Consider the following 13775-nt stretch of genomic DNA (forward strand, 5'->3'; position numbering starts at 1 on the left):
CCTAAAGTAAAAAAGCGGAAGAGCACGACCAGCGCACTCCCCCGCCAAAACTCACTGCGAAATTACTGAAGCAGTTTCAGTACGGCGTTTGGCAGCTGGTTGGCTTGCGCCAGAATAGCGGTGGAAGCCGATTGCAGAGTTTGGTTCTTGGTCAGTTGAGCAGTTTCCGCAGCGAAGTCGGTATCTTGTACGCGACCCAGTGCAGCGGTGGCGTTTTCGTTAACGTTCTGCAGGTTGGAGATAGTGCTGGTCAGACGGTTTTGCGAAGCACCCAGGGCTGCACGAGTGGCACCTACGGAGGCGATTGCAGCGTCGATTGCAGTGATTGCGCCGTCGATGGCGGAACCCGCTGCGGCGCTGGTGGCACCGGTCAGTACAGTAGTACCGCTACCTACGGAGAGGCTGACGGCGTCGAACTTGCTGCTCAGGGTCAGGGTGATCTGGTTGGCGGTACCGGTGTTGGAACCCACTTGCAGGGTCATGCTACCAGCGGAACCGTCCAGCAGGTTTTTGCCGTTCAGGTTGGTGCTTTGCGAAATACGAGTCAGCTCGTCGGACATCTGCGTGAATTCTGCGTTGGTCGCAGTCTGGTCAGCGGTGCCGTTAGTGCCGTTACGGGCCTGAACAGCCAGTTCACGCATACGTTGCAGAATGTTGGTGGTCTCTTGCAGAGCGCCTTCAGCAGTCTGAGCCATCGAAATACCGTCGTTGGCGTTTTTGATCGCTACGGTCTGACCGCGGATCTGGCTGCTCATACGGGTAGCGATCTGCAGGCCGGCAGCGTCGTCTTTGGCGCTGTTGATTTTCAGGCCGGAAGACAGGCGTGTCATCGATTGAGACAGAGCGTTCGCGGCATTGTTCAGGTTCTTTTGAACAGACAGGGAAGCAACGTTAGTGTTTACGCCTAAAGACATGGTGAGTTCCTCATTGGATGGGTACAGCGGCTTCCGGCCCTGGCAACCGCCGGGTGTGGCCTAGAGAACCTTCGTAATAGTTATCGTCGCGATAGCAGGTTGCTTTAGGGCTTTTTTAAAAAAAATTGCCATCACACTGCCACCCCCCCACAAAACAAAGGTTTGGGAGGGTATGCAAAAGAAAAATGACGTCAGAGAATTGCCGGCAATGAGGAGAGCAGGACGCTTTTTACCGGAACAGGATTTTTCAGGAATAACTCAGGCCGGAATCCAGCAGCTCGACCAGTTCATACTCCATGTAATCAGCAAGCCCTGACCAATCCTGGGCCTGCTGACAGGCCAGTATGCGCATCAGGAGTTGCGCCCACTGCTGCTGGATATCCGGCGAGGCTCGGCTGAACAGGCTCTGCGCCTCGTCAAACACCTCGACCATATTCAATGCCGCCTCGACATCGCGTCCCAGGCGGAACAGCCCGGCACACTGCCGACTGTCGATAACACACTGCGCAATCCGGTTCATTGCACGAACTCCTGATTGAACGCCGTGCCTGCAATCATCGCGCCCGCCCGACTGCTATTGAAGAAACGCACCTGTGGATGCCTGGCGATGTAACGCTCCAGCTCATTCAGGTAGCGGCGGAAATTCAATTGCGTCTTGACTCGCTGCCCATGACCATCGAGCACCCAGTGCCTGGCCAGATCAACGCCCGGCCCCAGCTCACCATCATTCCAGCCGGCGTGGGTCTTGTTCATCGGGAAGGCAAAGTCGGCTCCGAATACGGTGATCTGCGCCGCCCCCATCTTCACCGCCAGATCTACCGCCGGATGAATCACACTGCCGCCGACGTAGAGTTCGGCTTTAGCGATTTGCTTGCGCACCGCGGCATAGATCGGGCTGGCAGAGTAGGCCGCGTAGCGCACTCCTTTCCAGGCAGACATCACCTGTGGATCACTCATCGGCAGATACACCAGAGGTATGTTGTCGGAGTCTTCAGGCGGCAAGTGTCGGGCGCTGATCCGCTGGTCGACGCTCACCACCAGATCTGGCTTGATGCCGTGTTCAATCAACGGCCGGTAGGCCGTATCGACACTGATGAACAAGGGGCGCTGCGCCTGGGCGCGAATAGTCCGTAGTTTGTCAAAGTGCTGCTCCAGGCTCGGCCCGGTAGCAATCACGTAGATTTCCTGACCCGCCCGCGAGCCAAATAGCTCGGCAACATCACGATCGCTGCGCACCAGTTCAAGACTGTCCTGCAGGCGCTGGATGATCTGCGGGGACTGCGGATCGAACTCGCGATTGTTGAAGCTCAAATGCACTTCGCTGACTAATCGATCCCGGATCCTGGCATTGAAGTCATCCGCCAGCACCATCTCGGAGGGCAGCACAAAAAATGGCAACCGAATGTCTGACAAGTCACCTGCATACATCAGCTCGACGCGCGGATCGTTGAGCCATTGCCGCTGGTCGAGCAACTGCAGTACCAGCGCGAAAATCGCGCCGTTGAGGATATGAACATATAGACGTTGAAGCATCGGCCGCTCCAGCAACACGTGCTGCAGGTCGCCCAGCCCCGTGCCATAGACATGCAGCACCGGGCTCTCGGGAGGCAGACTGTCGGCCTGTAAGCGAGCCTCGCGGGTACGATCATGGCGACTGGTGAGCTGAATGCCGGCAATGCTCAGGGTCGAACCCAGGCCCTCCACCAAATCGGCCTGCAAGGCCTGACTGTCTTCATCCAACAGACGGGCGAGCAGCGCCGGCCAACGGTTCTGTATTACCTGGGCATTGTGCTCAAAGCTCTCGCTCATGCTGCCTCGCTCATCATTCATGCAAAAAAATAGCGCTCAAGGTTACACCTTGGAGCGCTATTTTTGCTGCCGGGGACTTTAGTTCAAGGGCGATAGATAATCGCAGAGCCCCAAGACAGGCCAACGCCGAAACCGCTTAGCGCGACACGCTTCCAGGAGCTGTCGAGCACGTGCTTTTCCAGCAGCAGTGGAATGCTCGATGACACCGTATTCCCGGTCTCGACCATGTCCTTGATGAACTTTTCCGGTTCGCCTTCGAAGCGTCGCGCCACCGCATCGACGATTGCCGCGCTACCCTGGTGAATGCAGAACGCATCGATATCGCTGGCCTGCAGGCCGGAATCGTCAAGCAGCTCATGCAAATGCGCCGGAACCTTCAACAAGGCGAAGTTGAACACCTGACGACCATTCATGAAGAACACGCCATCGGTGACTTTCAAGTGCGGCGCGCCAGAGCCATCGGTGCCGAACTTGGCTTTACCCAGTTGCCACGGCGCGTCTTCGCCCATCCAGGTAGCCGTCGCAGCATCACCAAAAAGCATGGTGGTATTGCGGTCTTCCGGGTCGACGATTTTTGAATACGGATCAGCGGTCACCAGCAGGCCATTCTTCAGGCCCGCAGCTTCCATGAAGCCTTTGATTGCGTAGATGCCATAGACATAGCCCGAGCAACCCAGGGAAATATCAAAGGCGGCCACGGTAGTCGGCAGACCAAGTTTGTCCTGAACGATGGCTGCGGTGTGCGGCAGGCCCTCTTCGTCGCCGTTCTGGGTGACGACGATCAACGCATCGATCGATTCGCGCTTGAGCTCGGGATTGTTGGCGAACAGTGCATTGACTGCTTCGACGCACAGGTCCGAGGTTTCCTGCCCGGCGTGTTTGCGCGGCAGGAAAGCGGAACCGATTTTACCCAGAATGAACTCTTCATCCTTGTCGAATTTTGCACCTTGCGCGTAATTGTCTACGCCGGCTACGGGTACGTAGCTCGCAATGCTCTTTATGCCAATCATTACGGCTTCCCAATAATAAACAGCTGAATACCACCGCTCGCAGGAATCGAGGGGCGCCGACAAACAGAGATTTTACATCACCCCAAGAGGGCGCCAGCGGGAAAAACAAAAGGCCATCACTGGGCCAGCCAGGGGCCAGGCGCCATATTCCCGGTCAATACAATACAATACAGTGAAGATGCGCGTTATGACTCGCAGGTCACGCTATTTTGCCGAATCAACCACACAAGCTGCTACTCGACCAACGACCAATCCAGTGGCGTACCACGTTTCAGAGGGTTTCGAGCGTGTCGACCGAGTATCGCATCAATGTGCTTGGGGGGCAGTCCGAGGCCCGGACGGATGGCCCGCACGTTGCCCGAATTGAAGACTTCACCGGCCGCCATATCCCGTGTCACGTAGAGTGAGCGGCGATAAACCAGCGATTTCCGCTCCGCCTCGCTCACGCCATAACGCACTTGGCCCATGGCCTGCCAGGCGCGTTCGGTTTCGATTACCAGGCTGGCCAACTCGGCCGGTTCCAGAGAAAAGCTCGCATCCACACCGCCAGCGCTACGGTCCAGGGTGAAGTGTTTTTCCACCACCGTCGCCCCGAGCGCCACCGCCGCCACTGAAACACCAACACCCATGGAGTGATCGGACAACCCCACCTCACAGCCAAACAGCTCCCGCAAATGAGGGATGGTGCGCACATTGCTGTTTTCCGGGGAGGCCGGGTAGGTGCTGGTGCACTTGAGCAACACCAGATCTGTGCAGCCAGCGGTACGGGCTGCGCGGACGGTCTCGTCCAGTTCGGCGATGCTGGCCATGCCGGTGGAGATGATCAACGGTTTACCGGTGGCGGCGACCCGTCGAATCAACGGTAAATCGGTGTTTTCGAAACTGGCGATTTTGTACGCCGGCACGTCCAGGCTTTCGAGGAAATCCACCGAGCTCTCATCGAAGGGCGTCGAGAATGCCAGCATGCCCAGCTCTTTGGCTCGGGCAAAAATCGGCGCATGCCATTCCCATGGCGTATGGGCCTTTTCATACAATGCGTACAGCGACGAGCCGGCCCAGAGGCTGTTGGGATCCTTGATGAAGAACTCACCATGATCCAGGTCCAGGGTCATGGTATCGGCGGTATAGGTTTGCAGCTTCAAGGCATGGGCACCGGCCTTCGCTGCCGCCTCGACGATCTGCAACGCAAGTTCCAGCGACTGGTTATGGTTGCCGCTCATCTCGGCGATGATAAATGGCGGCGCATCGGCACCGATCGAACGCGAACCGATCTTGAAACTAGTCATTAGGATGATCCTTTAACACCCGCCTGAATTCACAGGCATTTTGCTGGTAGCCGGCGCGGCGAAACAAACCAGACGACACTTGATTGCCGGCAAGCACTTGAGCCGTGATGAGGTGTAGATCAGGCCATAGCGCTGCAACAAACGCTTCCCCTCGCGCCAGCAACGCCCTGCCCCAACCCAACCCTGAACGCCCCTCCAACAGATAAATCGACACCTCGGCCTGAGCCTTGACGCGGTCATAGCGCAGCACCCCGACAGGGCCGTCAGCGGCGCAAGCGATCAACAGCAAGCGCTGAGGGTTGCATAGACTGGCCGCGAGCCAGGCCTGATGGTTCTTCCAGCTTACTTCTTCGGACTGCACGGCCCAACGGCGGACCGCCTCGGCATTGCGGCCATCAAACAGCAGTCGCGCATCCTCAAGCGTGGCCCGGCGTAATTGCAGGACAACTCCAGACAACGCGACAGCCACACGCCGCGCACCCAACCCATCGACCAACTGTCGGGAGCGCTGCGCCAGACTTTGCCGCAAACCAGCATTACCCAGCAAAAAACCAATGGCCTGGCGCAGCTGCTCAATACTGACCTGGGCGCTGGCCCCTAGATATACATGGGCGCCGGCGCTCGCCAGGCGTTCGGCGTTCAGTTGCTGATTGGCGGCCACCGCAATGCAAATCGTTGGCAGCCCCATGGCCGCGCGCTCCCAACTGGTACCGCCGCCCGCGCCGACAAACAGATCGGCCTCGGCCATCAACCGGGCAAAATCGCTGACATGGCTGTGCAGCCGCCAATGGGGACGGCTGGCAGCCAGCACCTGCATTTGCGTCCAGGCCGGATTGTCGACGCCCGCCACGAAATCAACGTCCAATTCACCAAAGTCAGCCATTGCCAACATTGCTTTCCAGGTCTCACCCACAGCGTCAAAGCCGCCGAAATTCACCAGTACCCGACGTGCCTGATCCTTGATCGCAATCGGCTCGCGACGGAACTCGTCGCGCAACAAGGCGAAGCGCGGGCCGAGCAACTGTTGGCACCCGGGATCGGTCAATGGCCCATAGACGTGCGCGGTCGCCGTCAGATTCTGGTCCAGTAGCAGATCGGCATCGTGCTGCCGGTTGGCCAGATCGTCGATCACCGCAATCCGCTGCGCCCACTGTCGGGCCGCCGTCTGCCAACGATGATCGAGGCCGTAATGGTCGACGATGATCCAGTCGAAGGGTTGCGTGGTCTTTAAAACGTTCTGGAGTTCAACAATCTCGGCCTGCCAGGGCAACAACGCCTCAATGCCCTGCTCGGGATGTTCCTGCGGATACTCATCAGGCAACGCGAAAGTCTCGAAACCCTGGGTTTGCAGACTCTCCAGGCGATTGCCCGGCAGCCGACGACAGGCGAACGCCACCTGCACACCCTGCTGACGAAGCACGTTTGCCAGCGTCAGGCATCGCGCCACATGACCACTGCCAATCGCCAGCGAAGCGTCGGCACGGATCAGGACTCTCACGAAAGCTCTCCACCGGCCTTCAACGCGGCGTACAGGTATTCGGCGCGCTTCCAGTCCTCTTCGGTGTCGATGTCTTGCACCAGATGCCGAGGCAAAATGACTGGCAGGCTCTTTTCAGAGAACAGCCTGTCCCCGCGTAACCAGGCCTCGGCTCGCCCCCAGTAAAACTGCCCGGCATCCTGATAGGCGGCGGGCAAATCCTGGGAGCGGGTGTCGCGAAACTCCGGATAGAGCGAAGCCAGAGTGCCTTGCGCATCGATGGTCAACGCACGTTGAATGGGGAAGCCAAAACTGCACAACGAGAAGGCAAAGGATTTCTCTGGATGCTGCTCCAACACGTCCAGGCCCTGATGCAAATACCGCGTTTGCAGCAACGGAGCGGTCGCGTAAATGCAGCAGGCGTACTCGTAGTGCTGTCCCTGCTCATGCAGTGTATTCAAGGCATGAGCGATCACGGCTGCGGTTCCGGTGAAATCATCTGCCAGCTCCGCCGGGCGCATGAACGGCACTGTTGCTCCACGGGCGCGGGCCAGCTCAGCAATTTCTTCGTCATCAGTGCTGACCAGCACCTGATCGAACAAGCCTGAGTTCAGCGCGGTACGTATCGAGTGGGCAATCATCGGTTCGCCGTCGAACAGCTTGAGGTTCTTGCGCGGGATGCGCTTGCTGCCCCCGCGGGCGGGGATGATTGCGACGCTGTTCACGTGCGTTTTTCCAGCAGAAACCAGGTGATATCGTCGACGGGAAACTGAGGATCACGATGGTATCCAAAGCCATAGTCGAGCAATTGCAGATCAGTGTAGCGATCGAGCATTTCGCCGGCGAAATCGCGCTTGAACAACTTGCCGCTGTTGCCGCGATACGGCACCTCGACCGGTGCAGGGTTGTAATACTCACAAATCAGAATATAGCGCTCACTCAACTCATAGAGCTGTGCGTAGGCGGCAGGCAACAGCTCGGGCGCCAGGTGGATCAGCACCCCTTTGCTCAAGGTCAACTGGAAGGTCCGGTCACTGGGATAATCGAACAACGACCCGTGCCAGATATCGGCAATACCCAAGGCTCGGGCTTGGGCGTAAGCCTTCGCGTTGATCTCGACACCGTGCAAGGCACACCCCGCAAGCAACTGATGCAGCGCTTGCAGATTGTTCCCGGTATTGGTCCCCAATTCGATCAGGCTGTCGATTCGGGAGGTGCGCGCCAACGCCTTGGAAAACAGCGCCAGATTGGCCGCGACTAGCTGATGGCCCTGATTGCGAGCCACATAGTCGTCGCCGAAGTCACCTTGCCAGAAAATTTCCTGCTCACTTGCTTCACGCATAAATCACTCTTATCAAAGGCCAATGGGCAGCTGTTCAGCCGACCAAGCGCCGCAACTGCTCGACCACATAATCCTGTTGCTCATCACTCAGGATTGGAAACATCGGCAAGCTGATGGCTTGCGCGTAGTAGCGCTGCGCTTCAGGGAAGTCGCCTTCGGTGAAACCCTGCTCGCGGTAATACGGCTGCAGGTGTACCGGAATATAGTGCAGATTAACCCCGACCCCGGACGCGCGCAGCGCCTCGAAGACCTCTCGATGACTGAGTTTGATCCGCTCGAGCTGCAGGCGTACCACGTACAGATGCCAGGCTGACACTGCACCGGATTGAGCACTTGGCAGGGTCAACGGCAGATCTGCCAGTAACCGATCATAGCGGGCGGCCAGCTCACGACGCCGCGCGATAAAGCCTTCAAGCTTATCCAGTTGCGAAAGCCCCAGCGCGGCCTGAAGGTCAGTAATCCGGTAGTTGAAACCCAGCTCGATCTGCTGGTAGTACCAGGGGCCGTGGCTCGGCTCAGTCATCTGCGCAGGGTCGCGAGTCATGCCGTGGCTGCGCAAACGCTGTAAACGTTCAGCCAATTCCGGGCGATTGGTCAGCACCATCCCGCCTTCGGCACTGGTGATGATTTTCACCGGATGAAAACTGAACACCGTCATTGCCGCGTATTCACCGCACCCCACCGGGCGCCCGCCATAAGAAGCGCCGACCGCGTGAGAGGCATCTTCGATCACCGTGAAGCCATACTGCCCGGCGAGTTTGCCGATGGCCTGCAGGTCACAGCTCTGCCCGGAGAAGGCCACCGCCACCAGCACTTTTGGCAACGTGTCGCTGCGCTCCGCCGCCTGGAGCTTGATCGCCAGCGCGTTGGCATCGAGGTTCCAGGTCAGCGGATCGATATCGACGAAATCCACTTCGGCGCCGCAGTAACGTCCGCAGTTGGCCGACGCCAGGAAAGTATTCGGGGTGGTCCAGAGTCGGTCACCCGGTCCGAGCCCGGCTGCCAGGCAGGCGATGTGCAAGGCCGCGGTGGCGTTGCAGACTGCCACCGCAAAACCGGCCTCGCAACGTTTAGCCATTGCCTGCTCAAAACGCTCGATGGTCGGGCCCTGGGTCAACCAGTCGGACTGCAACACGGCAACCACCGCATCGATATCCGCCTGATCCAGGCTTTGCCGACCGTACGGGATCATGCCGACAGCTCAGCGTGCAGCTCGGCGATCTGCCCGACCGAGAGGAATTGCGGATTGGTGTCGGAGCGGTACTCGAAGTCTTCATTCACCGACTTGCCCCGCTCGCCCAGACCATCCACAGAGAAGTCGACATCGACACTGGTAAAGCGAATCGACGGCTGAATGGTGTAGTGATCGGCAAACTCCAGGGTCATGCGCGCATCGTCGAGGGGCACCATCAGTTCGTGGAGCTTTTCACCCGGACGGATCCCGACGTTTTTATGCGACAGATGTCCGGCCATGCCACTTGCCAGATCGACAATACGAATCGACGGGATCTTCGGTACGAAGACTTCACCACCGTGCATACGGGCAAAGCTGTCGAGCACGAACTGCACGCCATGATCCAGAGTGATCCAGAAGCGGGTCATGCGCTCGTCGGTGATCGGCAGCTGCCGCGCGCCCTCGGCAATCAACTTGCTGAAAAACGGCACGACAGACCCGCGGGAACCGGCAACGTTGCCGTAGCGCACCACGGCAAAGCGGGTTTGCTGATCGCCGGCGATATTGTTCGCCGCGACGAACAATTTGTCCGACAGCAGCTTGGTCGCGCCATACAGGTTGATCGGGCTCGCGGCCTTGTCCGTGGACAAGGCAATGACTTTTTTCACACCATTGTCGATGGCCGCAGCGATGATGTTTTCCGCGCCGTTGACGTTGGTGCGGATGCATTCGGTGGGGTTGTACTCGGCCGCCGGCACTTGCTTGAGGGCCGCTGCGTGCACCACGTAATCGATGCCGCGCATGGCCTGGCGCAAACGCTCGGCATCGCGCACGTCACCCAGAAAATAACGCATGCAGGGTGCATTGAAGGTCTGCTGCATCTCGTACTGCTTGAGTTCGTCGCGCGAGAACACCACCACGCGCTTGGGCTGGTACTGCTCAAGCAGCCGGCGGATAAAATTGCGGCCGAACGAACCGGTGCCGCCGGAGATGAAAATCGATTTACCGTTGAACATGCCGTGAATCCTTTTACCTGTGCGCCAGACTTAAACCAGCAACCGCGCCCAATCCACACCGCAAGCGCTGCCAAGGGTGAACCCCTTGCCGGTCAGGGCGAGGTTCTTGTTGTAGGCCAGATCGTGCTGGAACGGCCCGGCCCACTTTTCGCGCAAGGCTTCGAGGGCCTGCGGTGCGTCGGGCAGGTTGCCTGGGTGGATGACCTGCACTTGCGGAGTCCACACCACCAGATAGCCGGCCTGGCCCGCTTTCAGGCACAGGTCGACATCACCGAAGGCTTCGGCGAATGCGCTTTCGTCCAGCCCTGCGACTTCGTCGAACAGTGCTTTGCGGATCATCAGGCACACTGCCGAGACGGCCGAATAGTTCTGTTCCAGTACCAGGCGATTCAGGTAGCCCTTGGCATCCTTCGACTCACCGACGAAGGCAGAACCGACACTGTCGTTCATGCCCAGAATCAACCCGGCCTGAGTCACTTTGCCGTCGCGGTCGAGCAGCTTGGCGCCGACCACGCCAACCTCTGGACGCTGGGCCTGGTTGAGCAGGGATTCGAGCCAGTTCGGGTTGACCACTTCACTGTCCGCCGCCAGCAGCACCAGGTATTCACCCTGAGCCTGCTGACCGGCCAGATTGTACAAAGCCGACACACTGAGTCGCTCTTCGGCCCGCAGAACACGGACCTTGTCACCCGGTTGTCCAAGGCCGGCCAGCCACTGCGTGACCTCGGGCGACTGGCTCGCGTTGTCGGCGATCAGTACTTCATAACGGGTGTAGCGGGTTCTCTGCAGAATGCCGGTCAGGCAACGCTGCAACTCCTGCAGGTTGTCCTGGCTGTGAACGATGATCGACACCAACGGACGCTCGGGGTGGCGGTAATCGATGTGATAGGTACCCGGTTCGGTTGAGCTGATTTGCGCCTTGTATCCGCGAGTCGCGAGGTGACGAATCAACGCCTGACGTTCGTGGGCATTGTCTTGCGGCACTGGCGCCCGGGCGATCAACAACGGCTCGTCCAGGTGGGCCAGCCAGGCCATGCCACCCTCCTCGATGATGCGCAGCAGCAAGTCGAATTCCAGTGCCTTGCTGAAGTCGGCCTTGTAACCGCCCGCCTCCAATAGCACATCCTTGCGGATCAGCCAGTGCCGCGCCATCAGCGCCGGCAGGCTTTGCAGCAGGTCGAGGTTGAAGCCTGGACGGAATACATCGACCAATGCGCCATTGGCGTCACGCTGAATCTCATCGGTGGCCACCGCCCGGCATTCGGGGGCGGCTTGCAGTTCCAGACCGGCGCGCAACAGGCCACCGGCGGTGAACTCGTCGCCCGCCTCAGTCAGCAGCAACCAGTCGCACGGCGACTGACGCGCGATCTGATTGAGTTTGTCGACATAGTTGGCCTGGGTCACGCAAACAAAGTGCAGAGTGTTGTGCACTGTCGTCGCCGCCAGCGCCTCGCCGGTAGTGAACACCACGATCTTGAACGCGTGGCTGTGACCTTCCAGCAGACTGTCGAGGGTGGTCTGTAGCCTGGCCGCGTCGTTGTCCAGGTCCAGCACCAGAATGCCAAACTGCGGACCACCGTTGTGGGCGGCCAGATAACGCGACGTCGCGGCGACTTCGTCAGCGTCCGGGGTGCGTGCCGCCAGCCACTTGAGCAGGCGACCGGAGCGCATGGCACCGAACACCTCGTCATTGCCTTGAGTCGATACCGCGTCCAGACGCTCGGCCCAGGCGAACATGTCACGTGCGTCGTGCGCTTCGCCCATAAGCTCCAACTGTTGCGCCAGGCGCTTGACCACCCGACGGTTGAACGGGCTGCTGTCGTACGCATACCCCAGCCGCTCGACTACGCTTTCGGCGGTGTCGTTGTTGCGGGGCCGCATCAGGTCTTCCTGCTGGGTCCAGATACCTTCGAGCCCCTGAAGCTGAACGCGGCCGGCCGGCATGGCGTGCAGCAGAAACTCGAACTGGCTCAACAGGTCGAAGAACGCCTGATTGTAGAAAGGCATTTCGACGTACTGCAAAAGCCCGAACCGGCGGTCTGGCCCCTTCTGTACATTGGTCCAGCGCGACTCGAAAATCGGCTCCGCCGTCAGCGCCCGACGGGTGCGCAAGCTGTCGGCCATCGCCTCGAAACTGTCCAGTGCCAACTGCCTGGCCTGTTCCGGGTCGAGGCCGGTGCGGGTACTCGGCAGCGTCGCCAGTAATTGGGCAAACGCCTCACGATCGGCCACCGATTTGGCATCGCCGAGGGTCAGGGTGCTGTAGATCTCGGTGTTGTGCTCCGACTCCAGGTAATTGACCTCTCGCACCACATAAGGAATCGGCAGAATTCGCGCCTTGGCCATTGCCAGCATGTAGTACGCATGGCCGATTTCCTGCCATTCGAAGATGGTGTCCTCCGGCATGACCGCGTACCAGTCACGCAACAACGCGGTGCGGTGAACGGCATAGAACGGCGGGATGTACTGATGCATGAAATCGATGACACGATCCTGAGCGCGCTCGGACGAATAGTCTTCACAGACCTTCTTGTCCCGACGGTAGTAGCTCACGCTGTTGGCCAGGGCCAGGTACATCAGGCAATAGCCATGGCACATGCCGTAATCGGGGTTCGCTTCCAGGAACGAGACCGAAGCGTCGAGGGCATCATGCACGATGAAGTCATCGTCGGCGGCAAACACCATGTAGGGCGTGGTGACTTGCTGCACGCCGTAGTCGAGCTTGGCCCGAATGCCCCAGTAGCCGTACTGCGGCAGGTGCTGATAGTCGACCGAGGGGTACACGCCATCGATGCCATCGGTGGCCTGAGTCGAAGAGTCCAGCACCAGAATCCTGCAAGGCAAGGCGCTGTAAAACTTCACCGCCCGGCGCGCAAATGCCGGACGGTTGTGGGTAATCAGGACCACCGTCAACAACTCGTTCAGTGGTAATCCGCTTTCAGAACCGTACTTGCCTTGCATAATTTTTCCCCACAACCGGCGTATCGCCCGATGAACTCAACAATGATGTCGTTGCTTAACGAACCCGACGCAGATAGCCGTCCGGCGCCACGGTGATCAGCAGCTTGCTGTGAATCCGTGCATCGATCTCGAAGTCGCGGTTCTCTTCCAGGTAAGCCCAGACCGCGGTTTTCGGATTGTCGCCCTTGCCCCAGGGACGATCCGGGAAGGCATCTTGCGGCATGTCTTCGACCACGGTGTCCATCACCACGCAGTAGCTGCCGACCGAAACCAGCGGTGCATACAGGCGCAACTCTTCAAGCACGTGTTCGTGGGTATGGTTGGAGTCCAGAACCACCAGCACTTTCTTGCCGGCAACCCGCGCACGAACTTCATCAACGATGGCCGGATCGATGCTCGACCCCTGGATCATGCTGATCCGTCGCGCCATCGGGTGGGCTTCAATGGCTTCGCGATTGTGTTGACGAATGTCGATATCCACACCCAGCACTTCGCCGTGGCCGATCAGCTCCAGCATCGAGGCGTAAAACACCAGGGAGCCGCCATGGGCAATGCCCGTTTCGACGATCACATCAGGGCGCAGGTCCCAGATGATTTCCTGCATGGCGACCATGTCCTGAGGGAACTGAATGATCGGCCGGCCCATCCAGCTGAAGTTGTAGGTGTACTTGTGCCTGGCCGTGACACCGACCCAATCCAGCGACTCAGCCTGAAGCTTTTTGTCTTGCTGCAAGCCTTCGATGTTCTGGCTTACTTCTTCACGAAACTGCTCATGAGGATTCATGC

At 59.0% G+C, this 13775-nt stretch carries 12 protein-coding genes; all 12 read right to left on the reverse strand.

From position 1 onward, the window contains the following. Positions 1-62: 62 nt before the first annotated feature. Positions 63-914, reverse strand: a complete 852-nt coding sequence (locus AC07UI_RS20595) for a flagellin domain-containing protein (protein WP_419119285.1) — start codon at positions 912-914, stop codon at positions 63-65. A gap of 247 nt (positions 915-1161) precedes the next feature. Continuing rightward, positions 1162-1434: a hypothetical protein gene (locus tag AC07UI_RS20600; protein WP_494994229.1), complete on the reverse strand. Its 273-nt coding sequence runs from the start codon at positions 1432-1434 to the stop codon at positions 1162-1164. Continuing rightward, on the reverse strand, positions 1431-2723 hold the full coding sequence (locus AC07UI_RS20605) for a motility associated factor glycosyltransferase family protein (RefSeq protein ID WP_494994230.1): 1293 nt from the start codon (positions 2721-2723) through the stop codon (positions 1431-1433). The genes AC07UI_RS20600 and AC07UI_RS20605 overlap by 4 nt, the downstream gene beginning before the upstream one ends. 83 nt (positions 2724-2806) lie before the next feature. After that, positions 2807-3733 carry a ketoacyl-ACP synthase III gene (locus AC07UI_RS20610; protein WP_494994231.1) on the reverse strand — a complete coding sequence of 309 codons (927 nt, stop codon included), beginning with the start codon at positions 3731-3733 and terminating at the stop codon, positions 2807-2809. 233 nt (positions 3734-3966) lie between these two features. After that, on the reverse strand, positions 3967-5019 hold the full coding sequence (pseI, locus tag AC07UI_RS20615; protein ID WP_494994232.1) for a pseudaminic acid synthase: 1053 nt from the start codon (positions 5017-5019) through the stop codon (positions 3967-3969). Further along, entirely contained in the window at positions 5012-6517 is a 1506-nt protein-coding gene (pseG, locus tag AC07UI_RS20620) for a UDP-2,4-diacetamido-2,4,6-trideoxy-beta-L-altropyranose hydrolase (protein ID WP_494994233.1), read from the reverse strand. Before pseG ends, pseI begins: the two co-directional genes overlap by 8 nt. Then, positions 6514-7221 (reverse strand): pseudaminic acid cytidylyltransferase, encoded by a 708-nt coding sequence (pseF, locus tag AC07UI_RS20625; RefSeq protein ID WP_494994234.1) that lies wholly within the window; start codon positions 7219-7221, stop codon positions 6514-6516. The genes pseG and pseF overlap by 4 nt, the downstream gene beginning before the upstream one ends. After that, positions 7218-7838: a pseudaminic acid biosynthesis-associated methylase gene (locus AC07UI_RS20630; protein WP_494994235.1), complete on the reverse strand. Its 621-nt coding sequence runs from the start codon at positions 7836-7838 to the stop codon at positions 7218-7220. Before AC07UI_RS20630 ends, pseF begins: the two co-directional genes overlap by 4 nt. A 34-nt stretch (positions 7839-7872) precedes the next feature. Beyond that, positions 7873-9030, reverse strand: a complete 1158-nt coding sequence (gene pseC / locus AC07UI_RS20635) for a UDP-4-amino-4,6-dideoxy-N-acetyl-beta-L-altrosamine transaminase (RefSeq protein ID WP_494994236.1) — start codon at positions 9028-9030, stop codon at positions 7873-7875. After that, entirely contained in the window at positions 9027-10028 is a 1002-nt protein-coding gene (pseB, locus tag AC07UI_RS20640) for a UDP-N-acetylglucosamine 4,6-dehydratase (inverting) (RefSeq protein WP_494994237.1), read from the reverse strand. Before pseB ends, pseC begins: the two co-directional genes overlap by 4 nt. Before the next feature lie 30 nt (positions 10029-10058). Continuing rightward, positions 10059-12989, reverse strand: a complete 2931-nt coding sequence (locus tag AC07UI_RS20645; protein ID WP_494994238.1) for a TIGR00180 family glycosyltransferase — start codon at positions 12987-12989, stop codon at positions 10059-10061. 55 nt (positions 12990-13044) lie between these two features. After that, entirely contained in the window at positions 13045-13773 is a 729-nt protein-coding gene (locus AC07UI_RS20650) for a cephalosporin hydroxylase family protein (protein WP_494994239.1), read from the reverse strand. Between the last annotated feature and the right edge of the window lie 2 nt (positions 13774-13775).

It is taken from the genome of Pseudomonas sp. GW821-FHT04C07 (assembly GCF_059420325.1).